General features: G+C 62.6%; 17 protein-coding genes. 9 read left to right on the plus strand and 8 right to left on the minus strand.

The window, feature by feature from the left end; translation table 11 throughout:
• Positions 1-4: 4 nt before the first annotated feature.
• Positions 5-187, plus strand: a complete 183-nt coding sequence (locus NKJ12_RS26230) for a hypothetical protein (protein ID WP_352477599.1) — start codon at positions 5-7, stop codon at positions 185-187.
• Positions 188-457: 270 nt separating this feature from the next.
• Positions 458-1441, plus strand: a complete 984-nt coding sequence (locus NKJ12_RS26235) for an alpha/beta hydrolase (RefSeq protein ID WP_352505745.1) — start codon at positions 458-460, stop codon at positions 1439-1441.
• 6 nt (positions 1442-1447) lie between these two features.
• On the opposite strand, the gene NKJ12_RS26240 is transcribed toward NKJ12_RS26235, so the two are convergent.
• Entirely contained in the window at positions 1448-2347 is a 900-nt protein-coding gene (locus NKJ12_RS26240; RefSeq protein ID WP_352706038.1) for a LysR substrate-binding domain-containing protein, read from the minus strand.
• A gap of 230 nt (positions 2348-2577) precedes the next feature.
• Between NKJ12_RS26240 and NKJ12_RS26245 the strand changes: the two genes are divergently transcribed.
• The 3 genes from NKJ12_RS26245 (at position 2578) to NKJ12_RS26255 (ending at position 4518) form a co-directional block, all read left to right on the plus strand.
• Complete coding sequence (locus NKJ12_RS26245) at positions 2578-2763, plus strand: hypothetical protein (protein ID WP_023719925.1); 186 nt, start codon at positions 2578-2580, stop codon at positions 2761-2763.
• 322 nt (positions 2764-3085) lie between these two features.
• Positions 3086-3232: a hypothetical protein gene (locus NKJ12_RS26250; protein ID WP_198030510.1), complete on the plus strand. Its 147-nt coding sequence runs from the start codon at positions 3086-3088 to the stop codon at positions 3230-3232.
• Positions 3233-3579: 347 nt separating this feature from the next.
• On the plus strand, positions 3580-4518 hold the full coding sequence (locus NKJ12_RS26255) for a GlxA family transcriptional regulator (RefSeq protein WP_302895626.1): 939 nt from the start codon (positions 3580-3582) through the stop codon (positions 4516-4518).
• A gap of 31 nt (positions 4519-4549) precedes the next feature.
• On the opposite strand, the gene NKJ12_RS26260 is transcribed toward NKJ12_RS26255, so the two are convergent.
• The 7 genes from NKJ12_RS26260 to NKJ12_RS26290 all read right to left on the minus strand — a co-directional run bounded on the left by NKJ12_RS26260 (position 4550) and on the right by NKJ12_RS26290 (position 13920).
• Positions 4550-5335, minus strand: coding sequence for an ABC transporter ATP-binding protein (locus tag NKJ12_RS26260; protein ID WP_352505744.1), 786 nt, complete (start codon positions 5333-5335; stop codon positions 4550-4552).
• The gene (locus NKJ12_RS26265; RefSeq protein ID WP_352505743.1) at positions 5332-6108 is read right to left on the minus strand and encodes an ABC transporter permease; all 777 of its coding nucleotides are present in this window, start codon (positions 6106-6108) and stop codon (positions 5332-5334) included. Before NKJ12_RS26265 ends, NKJ12_RS26260 begins: the two co-directional genes overlap by 4 nt.
• A 71-nt stretch (positions 6109-6179) precedes the next feature.
• Positions 6180-7130 carry an ABC transporter substrate-binding protein gene (locus tag NKJ12_RS26270; RefSeq protein WP_352505742.1) on the minus strand — a complete coding sequence of 317 codons (951 nt, stop codon included), beginning with the start codon at positions 7128-7130 and terminating at the stop codon, positions 6180-6182.
• 112 nt (positions 7131-7242) lie between these two features.
• The gene (locus NKJ12_RS26275) at positions 7243-8091 is read right to left on the minus strand and encodes a DUF1194 domain-containing protein (protein ID WP_352505741.1); all 849 of its coding nucleotides are present in this window, start codon (positions 8089-8091) and stop codon (positions 7243-7245) included.
• Between the two features lie 91 nt (positions 8092-8182).
• Positions 8183-10744 carry a GcvT family protein gene (locus NKJ12_RS26280; RefSeq protein WP_352706039.1) on the minus strand — a complete coding sequence of 854 codons (2562 nt, stop codon included), beginning with the start codon at positions 10742-10744 and terminating at the stop codon, positions 8183-8185.
• A 268-nt stretch (positions 10745-11012) separates the two neighbouring features.
• Positions 11013-11276, minus strand: a complete 264-nt coding sequence (locus NKJ12_RS26285; RefSeq protein WP_254818157.1) for a hypothetical protein — start codon at positions 11274-11276, stop codon at positions 11013-11015.
• Positions 11277-11430: 154 nt separating this feature from the next.
• A complete protein-coding gene (locus NKJ12_RS26290) occupies positions 11431-13920 on the minus strand; it encodes a mechanosensitive ion channel family protein (RefSeq protein ID WP_352706041.1) in 2490 nt (829 codons plus the stop codon).
• A 241-nt stretch (positions 13921-14161) separates the two neighbouring features.
• Between NKJ12_RS26290 and NKJ12_RS26295 the strand changes: the two genes are divergently transcribed.
• The 4 genes from NKJ12_RS26295 to NKJ12_RS26310 all read left to right on the plus strand — a co-directional run bounded on the left by NKJ12_RS26295 (position 14162) and on the right by NKJ12_RS26310 (position 19382).
• A complete protein-coding gene (locus tag NKJ12_RS26295) occupies positions 14162-15421 on the plus strand; it encodes a sarcosine oxidase subunit beta (protein ID WP_352706044.1) in 1260 nt (419 codons plus the stop codon).
• A gap of 91 nt (positions 15422-15512) precedes the next feature.
• Positions 15513-15809 carry a sarcosine oxidase subunit delta gene (locus tag NKJ12_RS26300; RefSeq protein ID WP_352706046.1) on the plus strand — a complete coding sequence of 99 codons (297 nt, stop codon included), beginning with the start codon at positions 15513-15515 and terminating at the stop codon, positions 15807-15809.
• A complete protein-coding gene (locus tag NKJ12_RS26305; protein ID WP_352706048.1) occupies positions 15806-18802 on the plus strand; it encodes a sarcosine oxidase subunit alpha in 2997 nt (998 codons plus the stop codon). The genes NKJ12_RS26300 and NKJ12_RS26305 overlap by 4 nt, the downstream gene beginning before the upstream one ends.
• A complete protein-coding gene (locus NKJ12_RS26310) occupies positions 18795-19382 on the plus strand; it encodes a sarcosine oxidase subunit gamma (protein WP_352505736.1) in 588 nt (195 codons plus the stop codon). Before NKJ12_RS26305 ends, NKJ12_RS26310 begins: the two co-directional genes overlap by 8 nt.
• Positions 19383-19391 lie beyond the last annotated feature (9 nt).

Consider the following 19391-nt stretch of genomic DNA (forward strand, 5'->3'; position numbering starts at 1 on the left):
CAAGATGTCGATGTTCGGAAGCCTCGGCCGCTATGGTGCGGCCTTCAAGAAAACACGCGAAGCGCGCAAGTCGCTGCGCATCCTCAACAGCTTGCCGCCTGAGATCCAGAAGGACATTGGCTGGCCGGTGTCGCCGCGTTCAAGCGAAAGGCAGCTTTCGGTCGGCTGGGGCATGCAGCGCGGATGAACTTCATCGACAAATGCAAGCTGCTTGGTATTCGCCGGGGCCGCAATGCGGCTCCGGCTGCACCCAGCAATCGGCTGCGCGCCGCACTGCCGCCCGCGGCGCTGAGCTGCCCAGGTGGGCTAGCGACTTCATGGACCTGAGGCTTTATCGCCAGCTGGAGTCAAACCACCGTGTTGAGATTGCATAAATATTGACTTTTTTGGTGGCGACACAATCTTCAAAATAGTCGGGGGTTCTCTTAGTCGGCTCAGCCGAAGTCCGTGTATCTGCATGCCCAGTCTCAAAAGCCACGTCGTTTCGTTCGTGCTCAGGTACAGCCGTAAGAAGGCGTTTTCCAGCCCGGAGAACCTGCAGCGCTGGATCGCCTATGCGCGCAAGACGGAAAACCATCGGCCGCCTGCGTCGCTGCGGTCGCGCCTGGAGATCACAACCCGCACGATCAACGGCTTTCCCGTCTACGAGATCGCGCCCAAGGCTGGCGAGCGGAGGCGGATTCTCTACCTGCACGGCGGCGCTTACGTCTTTGAAATCACCCCCTATCATTGGCGGCTGATCGCCGACATGGCCGACCGCCTCGGGTTCGGTATCACCGTGCCGATCTATCCCATTGCTCCCGAACACGATTTCCACGCGATGTTCGGTATGGTCGGCGCCGTCTACCGCCAGATGTTCGGCGAAACCAGGGCAAATGACATCATCTTCATGGGCGATTCCGCCGGCGGAAACATGGCTGTCGTGCTGACCATGATGGCTGCGCAAGACGGCCTGCCCTTGCCATCACGCCACGTGCTGATTTCGCCCGGCCTCGACGTATCGCTCGCCAACCCAGAAATGTATGAGGCTGAACGCAACGATCCATGGCTGGGCATTGCCGGCGGCCGCGAGGCGATCCGGCTTTACAGCGCCGGCATAGATCCCACCGACTGGCGCATCAGCCCGGTTTACGGCGACCTGTCGGTGCTGCCCAAAACGCTGCTGCTGACCGGTTCACGCGATCTGCTTACACCCGACAATCTGATCTTCGCGGAAAAGGCACGCGCGGCCGGCGTCGAAATTGAGGTCGTCCACGAGCAAGGCATGTTCCATGTCTGGCCATTGATCGACATGCCGGAGGCGCGACGCGCGCGGGACAGCATAGTGGCCTTCTTGACCAACGAAACTGACAGTTATCATGCCAAGGCAGGAGAGTTGTCGCTGCAAAGGGCAGACCGCGATGGAACCCCTCGCGATCTGGTTGCGCCGCTCAGGTCGTAGTTTGGCTCAGAACTTCCCAGTTTCCCTGAACATCTCAAACGTCGCTCGGATATGGTCGGCGACTGCCTTCACCGGCGCGCTGGCGTCCGGCGTCACCACCATGGCGAGGTTGTAGGTGCCGATGTCAGGCATGCCGTCCTTCGGGCACAGCTCGACCATGTCGCTGCCGAGGAACGATTTCGGCAGCGGCGCGACTGCAAGATCCGCCATGATCGCGGCGCGCTGGCCGGCCGTGTGCGCGCTCATATAGGCGATACGGTAGTTGCGGCCCTCGCGGCCAAGCGCCTCCAATGCACCCGCCCGCCAGGCGCAGCCTTCTTCCCACAAGGAGACCGGCAGCGGCTCGCGCAGATGCGCACAGCCCCCCTTGGCACCGGCCCAGACGATAGGCTCGGTGAGCAGTACTTCGGCGCCGATCGCGCTGGTCTTGTATGAGTTGGTGAGCAGCGTGATGTCGAGTGCCCGATCGTCCATGCGACGGCGCAGGTTGACGCTCTGGTCGATGGTGACGTCGACCGCGATGGAAGGATGCGACTGTGCGAATCGCTTCAGCACATGCGGCAGCACACGTTCGCCATAATCGTCCGGCGAGCCGAGCCGCACCACCCCGACAATGTCTGGAATGATGAACTTCGACACCACCTCGCGATTGATCGACAGCAGCCGGCGCGCGTAGCCGAGCAGCATCTCGCCATCGGTGGTCAGCGTCACCGAACGGGCGTCGCGCGCGAACACCAAGCGGCCGAGAATGTCCTCCAGCTTCTTGATCTGCATGGAGACGGCCGACGGCGTGCGGAAGACCGCATTGGCCGCAGTGGTGAAGCTCCCGGTCTCGGCGATTGCGACGAAAGTGCGCAGAACGTCGAGATCGAGCAGCGGCAGCGGATGATTGAGTGGGGCGTTCATGGCAAGCGACCTTCAATTTTTCTGATGCAAACCATCATTCCATTTCGTTTGATTGAACATCAGTTTGGGAGGATAGTCAACTCCATCGAAGGCAGGACGCATCGACGTGGTCCCGAAACAACCATGACACGGACCTGCAATCGACACGAAATGAAGCTGAAACAAACCCGGTGTACCGCCTGACGCTGCAAGCGCCGGGACAATCCCGGCCCAACGCGAAGGAGAATGAGATGTCTATCCTGTCATCCATCGGTCGGATCGCGACCGAGTTCAGCGAGGCCCGTGCCCGCTACCAGACGGAACGAGCCATCCGCGCGCTGCCGATTGAACTGCAGAAGGATATCGGCTGGCCCGAAGCTGCCGATGCCAAGACCGGCACTCGCCATGGTGTGGGATCTTGGGCTGGAGCAAAGTAAACCGTGTGTATCAACAGCTGAGGCCTGCCGCGCAGATCAGCCCGGCAGGCCTTTTTGTTTGTATTCAAATGATTTTCCCGAGCCATGTCGCCGTCGCATGCCGCATATGAGCAAGTCGCATAGCAGCCCGCACTGGCAATCAACACATTGTAAATAATCGAAAATCCTGGGCAGGTTGCCCAAATTTGTCGCATTCCGTGTCGCTTTTCATATCAAGTGCTTCGCTTTTGCGATTTAGTTTCCCCTCACGTAAGCCTATATGATCATCAACAAACGAGCTGCCCCACTCCATCAAGCGAAGGCGACCCGTCTGAGCAACTGAATGGAGATGATCATGAAGCTTTTTGCCCGCCTCTTTGCCCGCCGCGAAATGAACCTGACGACCGCGCTCGAGCGCCAGCGCCTGGCCAACACCATGCCCGGCCAGACCGGGGCCATGGCTGCGGCGCGCCTCGGCTTCGTCGCCTGAGACAGCAATCCTGGCGGAAGCAGCCCAGCGCTGCTTCGAAGTCGATCCAGCGCCGCCTCGGTTTTGCCGAGGCGGCGTTTTCGTGTGCGCAGACTGCGTAGGCTCGTTGGTCGATCCGGCGGCCTGTCACGTCCTTCGCCGCACAGCGATTGCCCATTTGCGACCCATGTCGCAAATAAAGTCGCTCCGTTGCCATCTAGCCAATTGACAGGAAACGTTTTTCCTGATGTCGCTATGCTGATCGCGACATCCTGTTCGCGCCATTGCAGCGTGAGGATCTACCCGTGAACGTCGTAAAGCACCCGATCCGGCGATCGTTCGTATTCTTCCTGGTCCCCGATTTCACCATGATCGCCTTCGCAACGGCGCTCGATCCGTTGCGTTCGGCCAACCGCATGCTCGGCTATGAAGCCTATCGCTGGCGGCTCGCCAGCATCGACGGCAAGCCGGTGCGCGCCTCGAACGGCGTCGAATGCGCCGTCAACACCTCGCTGGAGGAAGAGCGCAAGAAGATGTCCGGACCGGACCGGCCGAACATGGCCATCGTCTGCAGCGGCATCAATGTCGAGCGCTACCAGAACAAATCGGCCTTTGCCTGGTTGCGCGAGGAGTACAATCGCGGCGTTGCCGTCGGCGGCCTGTGCACCGGCGCGCATATCCTGGCCGCAGCAGGCCTGTTGTCCAACAAGCGCTGCGCCATCCATTGGGAGAACCTGCCGGGCTTTTCCGAGGCGTTCCCCAAGGCCAATGTCTTCGCCGACCTCTTCGAGATCGACCAGAACATCTACACCTGCGCCGGCGGCACCGCCGCTCTCGATATGATGCTGAAGCTGATCGGCGACGATTTCGACGAGAGCCTCGTCAACCGCGTCTGCGAGCAGGTGCTGACCGATCGCGTGCGCAGCCCGACCGACCGCCAGCGCCTGCCGCTGCGCGCCCGCCTTGGCGTGCAGAATTCCAAGGTGCTGACCATTATCGAGCTGATGGAAGCCAATCTCTCCGAGCCGCTCTCGCTGATCGAGATCGCTGACCATGTCGACCTGTCGCGCCGGCAGATTGAGCGCCTGTTCCGCACCGAGATGGGGCGCTCCCCTGCCCGTTACTATCTGGAGATCCGCCTCGACCGCGCCCGGCACCTGCTGATCCAGTCGTCGTTGCCGGTCGTCGAAGTGGCGGTCGCCTGCGGCTTTGTTTCCGCCTCGCATTTCTCCAAATGCTATCGCGAGTTGTACGCCCGCTCGCCGCAACAGGAACGCGTCGACCGCAAGCAGCTTCTGGCGGCTTGATCGGGCCATCGGCTGGACGAAGCCCGCCGAGTCAATGCACTTCGGCCGTGCGCATCGCCTCGACGCGGATATCTTCCGTCAGCCGCGCCTTCAGTGCCGAAAACTCCGGGCTGGTCTTCAGCGTGTAGTGGCGCGGATGCGGCAGGTCGACGGCAACGTCCGACTTGATGCGGCCGGGCCGCGCCGTCATTACCACCACGCGCGACGCCATGAAGATCGCCTCCTCGATGTCGTGGGTGACGAACAGCACCGTTTTTTGCCGGCGCTCCCATATGCCGAGAAGCAGCTCCTGCATCAGCCCTCGGGTCTGGTTGTCGAGTGCTCCGAACGGCTCGTCGAGCAGCAGGATCTCCGGATCGTTGGCCAGTGCCCTGGCAATCGCGGTGCGCTGCTGCATGCCGCCGGAAAGCTGCTTCGGCCAATGGTTTTCAAAACCTCTCAGCCCGACGAGATCGACGTAAGAAGCGACGATTTCGTTGCGCTCGTGCTCGGCCATTCCACGTTCGCGCAGGCCGAAGCCGATGTTCTCGGCGACCGTCAGCCACGGAAACAGCGTATAGGACTGGAAAACCATGCCGCGGTCTGGACCGGGCCGGTCCACCACCCTGCCGTCGAGCATAACACGTCCCCCACTCGGCGCTTCGAGGCCGGCGACGATCCTGAGCAGCGTCGACTTTCCACAGCCGGATGGCCCCAGGATGGTGATGAAGTCGTTGGCGGCGACCGCCAGATCGGTCGGCATCAGCGCCTTGACCGGCTGCCCACCGCCGACACCGGCGAAGGTGCGCGAGACGCCTTCGATGACCAGCTTGCTCACGCCAGGCTCCATGGAAACAGCCAACGGTTGAGCGCCTTGAAGGCGAAATCGGACAACAGCCCGATCAGGCCGATGACGATGATGCCGAAGATGATCTGCCCTGTCGCCAGCCGCGACTGGCTGTTGATGATCATGTAGCCGATGCCCGACGACGAGCCGATCAGCTCGGCGACGATGACATAGGTCCAGGCCCAGCCGAGCACCAGCCGCAGGGTCTCGGCAATCTCCGGCGCATTGGCCGGCATGATCACGCGCCGCACGATGCCGTTGTCGGACGAGCCAAGCGTGTAGGCCGCCTCGACCAGGTCGCGCCGTGTTCCGCCGACTGTGACCGCGATGATCAGGATGATCTGGAACACCGAGCCGACGAAGATCACCAGCAGTTTTTCGAGCTCGCCAACGCCCGCCCACAGAATGAGCAGCGGGATGAAGGCCGATGCCGGCAGATAGCGGGCGAAGGAGACGAACGGCTCCAGGAACGCCTCCACGGGCTTCCAGGCACCCATCACGATGCCGAGCGGCACGGCAACGATGGCCGCCATCAGGAACCCGCCGAAGACGCGCCAGATAGTGATAAGGATGTCGAGCCAGAAGCGGTCCTCGACCAGCAGCCGCCAACCGTCTCTCACCATCGACAGCGGATCGGCAAGGAAAATGCGATTGACGTGGCCGCCAAGCGTGATCCACGCCCAGAACGCCACGAACAGCACGAAGAACGAAATGCCGAGCACGGTTCGAATGCCCGGCGAGACCGGATGCAAGGGGCGCGGCATCTTCGACCGTCCTCTGATCGGAATGAAAAAGCGGCGGCGCACGCGCCGCCGCCGGGCGACAATCCTGCCGGTTAGTCGGCGACGGCGCTGGTGTCGGCCAATGTCGATACGTCGGGCGCTTCCTTGATCAAGCCCATCTGCAGCAGAAGCTCGCCGGCGGTCTTGGAAAAGTCCTGGAATTCCTTGGTGAAGAACTGCTTGTTTTCAGCCTTGTCGGCCCATTTCAGGTATTTTGCCGACTCTTCGAACTCCTTGGCCGACTGCTTCACGTCGGCGCCCATCGCCTCATAGGATTTCGCCGGGTCGCTCTTTATCAGGTCAAGTGCCTCGAAATAGCTGTCGGCAAGCGCCTTGGCCGCATCCGGATTGGCCTTGAGGAACTCCGGCGTGCAGCCGACCGTGTCGAGCACCATCGGATAATCGAGAGTGGTCACAAGGATATGGCCCTGGTCGGACTTTTCGCGCACCGCCGAGATGAACGGCTCATAGGTGACCGCCGCATCGTTCTGTCCGGCGAGAAACGCCTGCGCCGCCGCGTCCGGCTCCAGGTTGACGACCGTCACGTCCTTGGTCGACATGCCGTTCTTGTTGAGCACCCAGGCCAGCATGAAATAGGGCGACGTGCCCGGCGCCGAGGACGCGACCGACTTACCCTTGAGATCGGCGACGGTCTTGATGTCGTTGCGGGCGACGATGCCGTCGGCGCCGTAGGACTTGTCGAGCTGGAATATCTGCTTGGTCGTCACGCCGTTAGCGTTCCAGACCAGCCAGGTCTCGACCGTAGTGGCGGCGCATTGCAGGTCGCCGCTGGCGATGGCGAGGGGCCGACTGGCTTGCGGCACCTTCTTCAAGGTGACGTCGAGGCCGTGCTTTTCGAAGATGCCGGCCTGCTTGGCGAGCGTCAGCGGCGCAAAGCCAGTCCATCCGCTGATGCCGATGCTGACCGATGTAGCGGCGGTGGCCGGCGCGGACAATCCGACGGCAAGCGTCAAGCTTGCTGCAAGAATTCCGATCCCGTTCATGTCGGTTCCCCTTTTTTGTTCGGATGGAGAATTGTGTCACAGACGCGCACAGGCTTGTCAATGAAGCAGATGCTGCACTGCGGTATGTCACCACCGGCAGCAAACTTCGCCATTAGCGGGTGTTGTACATCCAGCTGCGGTCGCGCCACATTTTTTCGCCAACCAGGCAGTCGGTGACGGGGATGTCCTGCGCCAGCACCAATGGCGGATGCGCCGCCTCTTCCGCCGCTCGCTGCGGCGAGGCCGGACCGGCAAGCTCCAGCACCAGCTTGCGGCGGATGGCCTCCGGAAACTGCGTCCAGTCATTGACCGGGATCATGAAGGAGCCCGGCCCGCCGATGACGCAGTCGCTGTAGTAGCGGTCGAGATTGTTGACATCGTAGGCGCTGGTGAACCCGCCCCTGGTCATCAGCGGCAGGCCGTTGACGGTGATGCCCTGCTTAATCACGGCGTCGCGGGTGATATCGACAGGTGCGCCCTGGTTGTTGGGGCCGTCACCCGAAATGTCGATCACCCGCTTGACGCCCTGGAAGCCGCTTTCGGCAAAGAGATCGCTGGCGAATTCCAGCGCGCCGGAGATCGAGGTGCGCCTGGCACTGGCCGGCGGATGAGCGGAAAGCTGCGCTGCCAGCCGCTCGGCGTCGGCACGATTGGCGATCACCGTCCACGGCACGACGACCTGCTGCCAGGTCGCGCCAGCCCATTCGACATACGTGACGGCAATCTTGCCATGAGCGCCTTCGCCGATTGCCTGCAGGACATCGTCATGCGTCAGCGCCGCCGCATAGCCATGACGCTGGATTTCAAGCTCGTCCGGCGACATGGACAAGGATACGTCGACTGCCAGCACCAGTTCGACGTCGACCGGCTCGGCGGCGCGGGAGTTTGCAGTCAGCCATAGCACCGACGCCAGCGCGGCGGCACCCGAGACGAAATGTCTTGCACTGGCAAAACCAGACATGCCGCACGTTAAGCGAAAATCGCCGATCGACAAAGAGAAAGCCCGGTGGAGAGCCGCTCATTCGGTCACATTTTTGCGACCGTCCCGATGGTTAGCTGCGCGGATTGAGGTTCTCCGGGTCATAGAGCGGCCTGTAGCCGACGGCGGCCACTTCGACCGGGTATTTCTCGCCGAAATATTCGACGTTCAGCTTGCGGCCCTCCTGGCAATACGCCCAGGGCAGGTAGGCGAGCGCGATGTTCTTGCCGAGGGTCGGACCGTAGGCCACCGAGGTCGTGAAGGAGCGGCGGCCGAGCTCGTCGACGAGCGTCTCACCGGTTTGCGGGTCCATCACCGGCATCGTGCCGACCGGATAGCGGGGAACGCCGTTGGAATCGGTATTGTCCGTCATGATAAGCGTGCAAAGCATGGCCGGCTGGTGCACCCGGGCGCGATATTCCAGATGCTTTGCCTTGCCGCAGAAATCGGCCTCCTTGACCTTCGGTCGGGCAAGGTCGGCTTCCAGCAGATTATATTCGGTCAACAGATCCGCGTTTTGCAGACGCAGGCTCTTCTCCATACGGCGGCTGTTGGCATAGGTCTCGACGCCAAAGGCCATCACGCCGGTCGACCGCAGCGCGTCCCAGACAGCGAGGCCGTCCTCGTAGCGCATGTGCAGTTCCCAGCCTTGCTCGCCGACATAGGAGATGCGGAAGGCGGTCACGTCCTTGCCGGCGATCCTGACGGGCTTGATCGCGGCAAATGGAAAATTCTCCGGCGTCAGCCCGTCGGGGTTTTCCACGCACTTGCTCAATGTCGCCCGCGCGTTCGGACCCCAGATGCCGATGGTCACGTACTTCTCGGTCACGTCGGTGACGGTAACGTCGAAGCCTTTGTCTTCTGCCGTCCGGCGCATGTACTGGAAGTCGCGCGGCCCCGCATCGGCGCCGTCGATGACGCGGCAGCGGTCGACCATGCGGATGACGGTCAGGTCGGCGCGCACCATGCCTGCCTCGTCGAGGAAATGGGTATAGATGCCCTTGCCGATATTGCCGTCGCCGCCGATCTTTGCCGCGCACAGCCATTCCATCAGCGCGACATGGTCCGGGCCTTCGACGTCGTACATGGCGAAATGCGACAGGTTGACGATGCCGCAATCCTCGCTCATCGCGAGATGCTCGGCGTTCGAGACGCGCCAGAAGTGGCGGTTATCCCATTCGTTTTGGCGCACCGGCACCCGGTTGCCGTATTTCTCGAGCAGATGCTCGTTGGCGGCGTAGCCATGGGCGCGCTCCCAGCCGCCGAGCTCCATGAAATAGCCGCCGAGTTCCTTCTCGCGCTCCCAGAACGGCGAGCGGCGGACATTGCGAGCCTTGGAGAAGGTCTCGCGCGGATGGACCGCCGGATTGTAGACCTTCATCGCCGTTTCAGTGCAGCGGTCCCAGATGAACTGCTCTTTCGTCTGGTGCGGATAGAAGCGCGAATAGTCGATGGCGTGATGGTCGATCGCCGTGCGGCCGTCTGTCATCCAGTCGGCGATGAGCTTGCCCATGCCGGGACCGTCCTTGACCCAGATCGCCACGGCATACCAGAGGCCCCTCACCTTCTGGCTTTCGCCCATCGAAGGACCGCCGTCCGCCGTCACCTGCAGCAGCCCGTTGAAGGAATGGCTCTCATTGTAGCCCAGCTCGCCCAGGATCGGCGTCAGTTCCATGGCCCGCTCGAGCGGCGCCAGGATCTGCTCCATGTCGAGATCGCGCTGCGACGGCGAAAGCCGTGCCTCGTTTTTCTCGAGAATATCGCGCGGATGGCAAAGGCGCGGATTGGTCTCTTCGTAATAACCCCATTCGATCTGCCCGCCTTCGGCGGTCTTGGGATCGCCGGTATCGCGCATATAGGCCGAATTACCCTGGTCGCGCAGCAGCGGCCAGCCGATCTCCTTGCCGGTGCCGGCGAACTCGGTGTACGGCCCGAAGAAGGTGAGCGGGTGGTCGATCGGCATGACCGGCAGGTCCTCGCCCGCCATTTCCGCGATCAGCCGCCCCCAGATGCCCGTGCAGACCACGACGTAGTCGGCCTGGATGGTGCCGCGGTCGGTCACCACGCCCTTGATGCGGCCGTTGTCGATGACGAGCGACCTGGCCGAGGTGTTGGCAAACGCCTTGAGTTTGCCCGAGGCTTCCGCCTGGTCGACCAGCTTGCCGGCGACTGTCTGCGAACGCGGGATGACGAGGCCGGCATCGGGATCCCACAGGCCGCCCTGTACCATCTGTTCTTCGATCAGCGGGAATTTTTCCTTGATCTCGGCGGGATCGATCAGGCGGGCCCGTGTGCCGAAAGCCTTCGCCGAGGCGATCTTGCGCTTGATTTCCGCCATGCGGGCGTCGTCTCCGACGCGTGCGACCTCGAGGCCGCCGATGCGGGCGTAATGACCCATCTTTTCGTAGAAATCGATGGAATAGAGCGTCGTCCAGCACGACAGGAAATCATGGCTGGTCGTGTAGCAGAAGTCGGAGGCGTGCGCCGTCGAGCCGATATCCGTCGGGATGCCCGATTTGTCTATGCCGACAATATCCTCCCATCCGCGCTCTATCAGGTGATGGGCGACCGATGCGCCGACGATGCCGCCCAGCCCTACGATGACGACCTTCGCCTTTTCCGGAAACCCTGCCATTGCCCGCGACTCCAAGATGCTATTGCGAGCAGACTATAGGTCGGCGCGGCGGCGCGCTTGCAGCCTGTTTGCGACATCGCCAAAAAAGCCCGCGCCACCAGCTCGTCGAATGCAGTTGGACCTACGCCTTCACCCTGCTCGGTACGAAAGCGCTGCTAGAGCCCGTTCTGCGCAGCTTCGAAGAAAAGTGAATACCTTCATCGCCGATTACCGGGAGTAAATAAAAGGCCGGGCGTTTGCCCGGCCTTCAAAAATCATGGCGTCGACTTTACTTGATGCGCGCGACGCCGCCCGAGATCTCAACGGTTTCCGAACCCGTCAGCGCCTCGAGGTCGCCATTCGGCAAGGTAACAAAACAGCCGCTCGGGCAAAATTCCACGGTTTCGCCGGCGGCCAGCGCCAGCTCGGTCTTGCCGCCCCCTTCCGTCACGATCAGCGTGCGGGTCTCGGCGTCCTTGTTGACCGCGCTGGCGGCATGGGCCGAACCGCCCACGGCCAGAAAAGCGATGGCGGCGACGAGAGACTTCCACATTTTGCAGTATCGGTGTTGCCACCGCCTCTGTTGCATTTCGCAAGGCATTCTCGCCGTTTGCAGGTGAGCTTATATGCAATGCAAGCTGAACAGCAACTGAATGCCGCATTCATGCCGCAATTGATTTCCGAAGCTTGAAGGCAAGCTCCAAACGCTAGTCAGGATCGGGCTTGCGTACCTTGGCTCCCGACTTGGCGAGACGTTTCGCCTCGACCGCCGCTAGAGCTTTTGCTTGTTCCCGTTCGGCGAATTCGACTTCGATCTTGTCGTCGTCGATCGGCCACGCCTCGTGCTTTTTGGTCTCGACGACGGCGCGCGGTGTCGACGGAATTTCGATATGCTGGTCGGCGAACACATCGAAGATGGCAAAGCGGATGTCGTTCTGGACGATATTGCCACTAAGAACGTCTGCCAGGAACACGCGGATCTCGAATTCGAGCGCGGCCGGGCCGAAATTGGAAAACAACACAAAGGGTTCCGGGTTCTTCAGCACCAGCGGATGGCTGCGTGCGATCTCCAACAGGACGCCATGCACGTGCTTGACGTCGCTGCCATAGGCAACGCCGACCTTGATGTCGATGCGGCCGAGCTTGTTGCGGTGCGTCCAGTTGCCGACCGCATTGTTGATCAGGTTTGAATTGGGCAGGATCACCGATTGCCGTTGGAACGTTTCGATCTCGGTGGCGCGCACGCTGATCTTCTTGACCGTGCCGCTGATGTCGCCGGCGACGATCCAGTCGCCGACCTTGAACGGCCGCTCGGCGAGCAGGATCAGGCCCGACACGAAATTCGAGACGACATTCTGCAGGCCGAAACCGATGCCGAGGGACAGGGCGCCGGCGACCAGCGCAAGATTAGAGAGGTCGATACCGGCCGCCGAGATGCCGACCAGTGCCGCGACCGCGACGCCGGCATAACCGACCGCCAGCCGGATCGAATTGCGCACGCCGGTGTCGACCCGGCCGCGCGCCATCACCGAGCCGTCGAGCCAGCCCTGGAACCAGCGCGTCAGGAAATAGCCGATAATGAAAACGACAACGCCGGTGAGAATGCCGGTGACCGAGATCGTCACCGAACCGATGGTGAGGCCGGTCGCCAGCTTGTAGGCCCAGGCCTGGATGTCGCCGGGCTGGAAGCCCCACATCAACAGGATCAGCGGCAGGAACACCAGCACAATCATGATGTTGATGGCGGCGCTGACGACAAGCCCGAGCTGGTCGAGGGCGGTCTCTTCGTAGCTTGAATTGGCCGCTAGCCAGCGCCCGATCGAAGTTTTGGCGAACCCGCCTTCCTCGCCGATCGCCCGCGCCGACAGGAAACCGATATAGGCGGTGACCAGGATCGTGCCGGTGACCACGACCTGCAGCGAGACGAAAATTGCAAGGCCGATATAGCCAAGCAGTGCCGATGCGATGGTGAAAAGGCCTAGTGCGATGGCGGTGTAGCGCAGCCACGCCGGCCATGGGCGCCAGCTTCCGTCGGGAGCCTTGAACGGCTTCAGTAGGCCCATAAGGATCAGGATGATGCCGACGATGATGGTGGCGATGAAGCTTCTGGCGATGGTCAGCGACAGTGGCGAGCCCATCTTGTCGTTCACGACCGACAGGAAATAGTTGATGCCGATGGCGACGGCCATGGCGGTCGTCAGCCGCACCAGCCAGCGTGCCGGGCCGGTTTCGACCGGGATCAGACGCCAGTTCGGCAATCGGGGCTCGAGCGCTGCGTTGGTCAGGCGGTTGACGCAGAACACAACCGCGATAACGGCAACCAGCGAATTCAGGAAGATGCCGATGTCACCGCGTAAGACATTGTAATAATTGAAGAAGAAGATCGTCGAGACAAGGAAGGCGCCGACCGCCAGCGTCGGCAGCAATGTTGACCAGAACGCCACCGACAGGCGGCTGAGATAGGAGGGATCCTCGACGGAAGGATCCGCTTCGAAGACACGGCCGAACAGGCGTCGGCCGCCGATAAAAAGCACTGCAGCGAATGCGAGCGCCATCAAAGTCGCGGCAAGAATGGCCTGGAACTTGAACTTGAAGGCGAAGCTCAGCCAGGACGAGACGGCCTTATAGAAGCCGGAAAACTCAGCGTTGGCGTCGGAAAAGACTTCGGGGCTAAGCGCATCGGACAGCACGTAGCGCTTGGTAAGCACATTGCGAAACAGCTCGCTGCGCATGTTGCCGATCTTCTCGATCAGCCCACTGATGCGGATCGACAGGTTCTGCGCGCTGGCAATAACGGCGTTGATCTCGGCTTTTTCGGAAGCCAAGGCCTGGCGTTCACCGGTTACGATGTCTGGCTCGGCCGGCTGGCCCGCGGCCGGCGGAGGTCCCAGCACCTCAATCCGATCGTTGATATCGCCGAGACGCGAACGGAACGCTAGCGCGCTGGTGAGCGCCGCCCGCGACAGATCCTCCAATTGCAGACGGATTTCCACCAGGGTGGCATCGTCTTGGCCGTCCTGCTGTATCTTCTTCTCGAGACCGTCGGTTTTGGCGGTCAGACTCTGGATGACCTTCTGCTGGTCTGCGATCAACCCGGCGGCGCCCTGCCCGAGTGCCTGCGCCATTGCAACGAACGACGGCGGCGCCGAGACGACAAGCGCAAGAATCAAGACCAGGCGGAGTAAACGAAAGAACATGTTTTTTCTGGTGACTCGCGGGCGGCATCGGCAGTTTTGAAGCACGTCCTTGATAAAGAGGCTCATATCACGGGGCAAGTCACCCCAGGCGTCTCGTTTTTCGAAGTCGGCCAATCGAACTCGGCCAATCGGAGTCGGTCAATCGAAGTCGGGGAGTCGAAAAGCGATGGCGCAATCTTGGCTTTGCGTTGGCCACCTGCTCTATAGTCTGCCGCCAAGCCTGAAATGGATGACAATAAGAATGGCGGAATATTCGGCCTTTTCGCTTCTCAAAAACGCGCTGACCGGAAACAAGGATTGGAGGCCGGCCTGGCGCAAGCCCGACCCGAAGGCGTCCTACGACGTGATCGTCATCGGCGGCGGCGGCCATGGCCTGTCGACCGCTTACTACCTAGCCAAGGAGCACGGCATCACCAATGTCGCGGTGCTGGAGAAGGGCTGGCTCGGCTCCGGCAATGTCGGCCGCAACACCACGGCGGTCCGTTCCAATTATCTCCTGCCGGCCAACACGCGCTTTTACGAGCATTCGATGAAGCTGTGGGAGAACCTGGCCCACGACCTCAACTATAACGTCATGTTCTCGCAGCGCGGCTGCCTGAACCTCGCCCACACACCCGCCCAGCTCGACGACTATGCCCGGCGCGGCAACGCCATGCGCCATCTCGGCGTCGACGCCGAACTGATGACTACGGCGGAGATCGCCCGCCTGGTACCGGCACTGGACGTCTCGGCCACCGCGCGCTTCCCGATTGTCGGCGGCCTGATGCAGCGGCGCGCCGGCACCGCCCGCCACGATGCCGTCGCCTGGGGCTATGCGCGCGCTGCAGATCGCCGCGGCGTCGACATCATCGAAAACTGCGAGGTCACCGGCTTCCTGCGCGATGGCCATCGTATCACCGGCGTCACGACGACGCGCGGCGAAGTCCGCGCCAAGAAGGTAGCCGTCGCAGTGGCCGGCAGCACCGGGCAAGTCATGCGGCTCGCCGGCATCGAGACCATGCCGATCGAGAGCCACGTGCTGCAGGCCTTCGTCACGGAATCGCTAAAGCCGTTCATCGATACGGTCCTGACCTTCGGCATGGGCCATTTTTATATGTCGCAATCGGACAAGGGCGGCCTTGTCTATGGCGGCGATCTCGACGGCTACAACAGCTACGCCCAACGCGGCAGCCTGCCGATCGTCGATGAGGTGATGAGCGAGATGCTGGCGCTGTTCCCTGGGCTGGCCCGTGTCCGCGTGCTGCGCTCATGGGGCGGCGTCTGCGACATGTCTATGGACGGTTCGCCAATCATCACCACCGGTCCGCTGCCGGGCATGTATCTCAACTGCGGCTGGTGCTATGGCGGCTTCAAGGCGACGCCGGCTTCCGGCTGGTGCTTTGCCTGGACCATTGCCAAGGACGAGCCACACGATCTCAACGCGGCCTTCACGCTCGACCGCTTCTACCGTGGCCTGGTGATCGACGACAAGGGCCAGGGCGCCACGCCCCGGCTGCATTAGGCCATGATCCCGAACCGCAGGTCCGCGTCAGCGAAAAGTGGAAACCGGTTTTCGGACAAGATCATGGTCAAACGAGAAGTTTAAGAGATCCATGCTCATCACCTGCCCCTATTGCGGCCCGCGCGACGTGATCGAATTCACCTATCAGGGCGACGGCAATCGCCAGCGCCCACAGCCGGCCTCGCAGAATCTCGACGCCTGGAACGCTTATGTCTACGACCGGCTGAACCCGGCCGGTGACCACAATGAAATCTGGCAGCATTCCGGCGGCTGCCGCGCCCATCTCAGGGTCGTGCGCAACACGCTGACGCACGAGATCTCCAGCACCGCGTTCGCGCGCGGCGATCACGATTCGGTTGCGCGGCACCGGGCCGAGGACAAGCCATGAGCCCGCGCCGTACCGAGGCCGGCGGCCTCATAGACCGGCTGCGGACCATCCGTTTCACCTTCGACGGCGCGCCCTATACCGGCCACGCCGGCGACACGCTGGCTTCGGCGCTGCTGGCCAACGGCGTCACCCTGTTCGGGCGTTCGTTCAAATATCACCGTCCCCGCGGCGTGCTGACCGCCGGCGTCGAGGAGCCTAACGCGCTGGTCACCGTGTTGAGGGGCGAGGTTCGCGAGCCGAACATTCCCGCCACCATGGTCGAGATCTATGACGGGCTGACCGCAATAAGCCAGAACCGTTTCCCCTCACTTGCCTGGGACGTCAGTGCCGTGAACCAGCTCGGCGGCAAGCTTTTGTCGGCCGGCTTCTACTACAAGACCTTCATGGGACCGGTGATCGGTCCGCTGAAGGGCACACGCTTCTGGATGTTCTGTGAGCATTTCATCCGCCGTGCCGCCGGCCTGGGCAAGGCAGGCACGGCTCCCGATACGGCGCGCTACGAACGCATGAACGCGTTTTGCGATGTGCTGGTAGTCGGCTCCGGCCCGGCCGGGCTGATGGCCGCCAGGGCTGCTGCCGATCAGGGTGCACGCGTCATCCTGGCCGAGCTCGAGCCGCATTTCGGCGGCTCGGCCAATTGGTCGGGCGAGACGATCGATGGCATGCCGGCCCCCGGCTGGGCGGCGCGCGCCGCTGGCCAGCTCGAAGGCCGTGACAATGTCCGCCTGCTGCCGCGCACCACGGTCTGGGGCTATTATGACGGCAACACGCTTGCTGCGCTCGAACGCGTCACCGACCACAAGGAAACGCCCGGCAAGGGCGAACCCCGCCATCGCTACTGGACAATCCGCGCCAAGTCGGTGGTGCTGGCCACCGGCTCCCTGGAGCGTCCGCTGGTCTTTCCGGGCAATGATCGACCAGGCGTGATGCTGGCGCATGCGGCCGAGCGTTTTGCCACTGAATATGGCGTGCTGCCCGGCGACAGGATCGGGCTGTTCACCAACAATGACAGCGCCTATCGCGCGGCCCTGGCGCTGAAGAAGGCCGGCGCCGTGGTCGTCGCCATCGTCGACGTACGCCCTGAGCTTTCGAGCGAGATGCGCAAGCTGGCCGGCGAAACCGAGGCCGAGATCTTTTCTGGCCACGCGGTGATCGCCACCGAGGGCGGCAAGGCGCTGTCCGGCTTCAAGGTGCAGCGCTTCGATATGGCGAGTGGCGCGCTTTCCGGCGATGCGCGCAGCATCCACGCCGATTGCCTGCTGATGTCGGGCGGCTGGTCGCCGACCGTCCATCTGGCCAGCCAGGCCGGCGCCAAGGCGGAATGGAACGAAACGTTGCAAGCGTTCCTGCCGCCGAAACCTACAACACGGCAATGGATCGGCGCCGGCGCCTTCACCGGCAGTTTCTCCACCGCCGAGGCGATCGCCGAAGGTCGCGCCGCCGGTTTTTCCGCGACGGGCGGAACCGGCACGCCGGCGGCCTTGCCGGTTGTCGAAGCCGCTCCCGGCGATCCCGATCCGGCGCCGGTGTTCGAGATCAGGGCCAGTGGAAAGAGCTTCGTCGATTTCCAGCATGATGTGACGGCCGACGACGTGCGGCTGGCGCATCGGGAAGGCTTCGTCTCGGTCGAGCATCTGAAGCGCTACACCACGCTCGGCATGGCGACCGACCAGGGCAAGAGTTCCAACATACCAGGCCTGGCCATAATGGCCGAGGCGCTGGGCAAGCCGATCCCGCAGGTCGGCACGACGCGCTTTCGCCCGCCCTTTTCGGCGGTATCGATCGGCTCGCTTGCCGCCGAACGCTTCGGCGATCTGAAACCCGAGCGACTGACGCCGATGCATGACTGGCACGTCGCCAACGGCGCCACCATGTATTCGGCCGGCCTCTGGTACCGGCCGATGATCTATGGCCATCCCGGCGAGACGATCGAGCAGGCCTATGTGCGCGAAGCGAGAGCCACGCGCGAGAGCGCCGGCATCGTCGACGTCTCGACACTGGGCAAGATCGCCGTGCAAGGCCCGGACGCGGCGGAATTCCTTGACCGCGTCTACACCAACATGTTTTCGACGCTGGCCGTTGGCAAGGCGCGCTACGGGCTGATGCTGCGCGAGGACGGTCTCGCCTTCGACGACGGCACAACATGGCGGCTCGGCGAGCAGGATTTCCTGATGACCACCACCACCGCCAATGCCGGCAAGGTGATGCAGCATCTGGAGTATTTCCTCGACGTGATCTGGCCGGAGCTGAAGGTCCACGTCACCTCGGTAACCGATCAATGGGCCGGTGCCGCCATCGGCGGGCCGAAGGCAAGGCAGATATTGGCTGCTTGCGTCAGCGGCACCGCCGTCGACAATGCCGCACTGCCCTTCATGGCCATCGTCCACGGCGAAATCGCCGGCGTGCCGGTGATGATCTGCCGGCTGTCCTTCTCCGGCGAAATGGCCTTCGAGGTCTATTCCGGCGCCGGTTACGGCACCTATGTCTGGGAGGCGCTCATCGAAGCCGGCAAGCCGTTCGGGCTGGTGACCTACGGGCTGGAGGCGCTGGGCACCATGCGCATCGAGAAAGGCCACGTCACCGGTGCCGAGATCGACGGCCGTACCACGGCACGCGACCTGCATCTCGACTGGATGCTGTCGAAGAAGAAGCCGTTCATCGGCTCGGCGATGATGGATCGCGAGGGGCTGATCGCACCCGACCGCCTGGAACTCGTCGGTATTGTTTCGCTCGACAACCAGCCGCTCAATGGGGGCGCACACATCGTCGAGCAGCTTGACGAAGCCAATCCCCACGGCTCGCTTGGCCACATCACCGCCTGCTGCTATTCGCCGGCGCTCGGCAAATATATCGCGCTTGCCCTGGTCAAGGGCGGCAAGGCGCGGCGCGGCTCGCGTGCCTACGTTTCCGACCCGTTGCGCAACCGGTTCGGGCCGGTCGAGATCGTCTCCAACCATTTCTTCGATCCGGACGGGAGCCGCATGCATGGTTGAACGCCAATCACCGCTCGAGCCGGTGCTGCATCCGGGCTCGCATGGCGATTTCGAGCACGGCGTCGAAATCATCCTCTCCGAAACCAGGCCGGGGTCGATTCTGCAGCTCGCCGCCTGGCCCGGCGAGGAGAAGACGTTGATGGCCGGCATCCATACGGTCACCGGCCTGACTTTGCCCGACGGCGCCGGCGGCGGTGTGACGAACGGCGCCAGGTCGGTGTTCGGCTTTGCGCCGGGAAAATTTACGGTTGTCGATGAAGCCGAGGGATTGGCGACGGCCTTTGCCGATGTCGTCACTCCGGCCATCGGTACGGTCACCGACCTTTCGCACGGCCGCACCGCGATCCGTATCGCCGGGCCGAAGGCCGAGTGGGTGCTGGCGAAATTCTTCGCCATCGACTTCGCGCTGCCGGCCTTCCCGATCGGCGCCGGCCGCTCGACCATGCATCACGACGTCTTCGCGCAGATCCAGCGCACCGCGGCCGATCAGTTCGACATCTACGTGTTCCGCTCGTTCGCACGCTCGTTCTGGAAGGCACTCTGCCACGCCAGCGAGGAAGTCGGCTACGACGTGCAATAACTCAGGCGG

It is taken from the genome of Mesorhizobium sp. M0195 (assembly GCF_040322115.1).
Classification (GTDB): domain Bacteria; phylum Pseudomonadota; class Alphaproteobacteria; order Rhizobiales; family Rhizobiaceae; genus Mesorhizobium.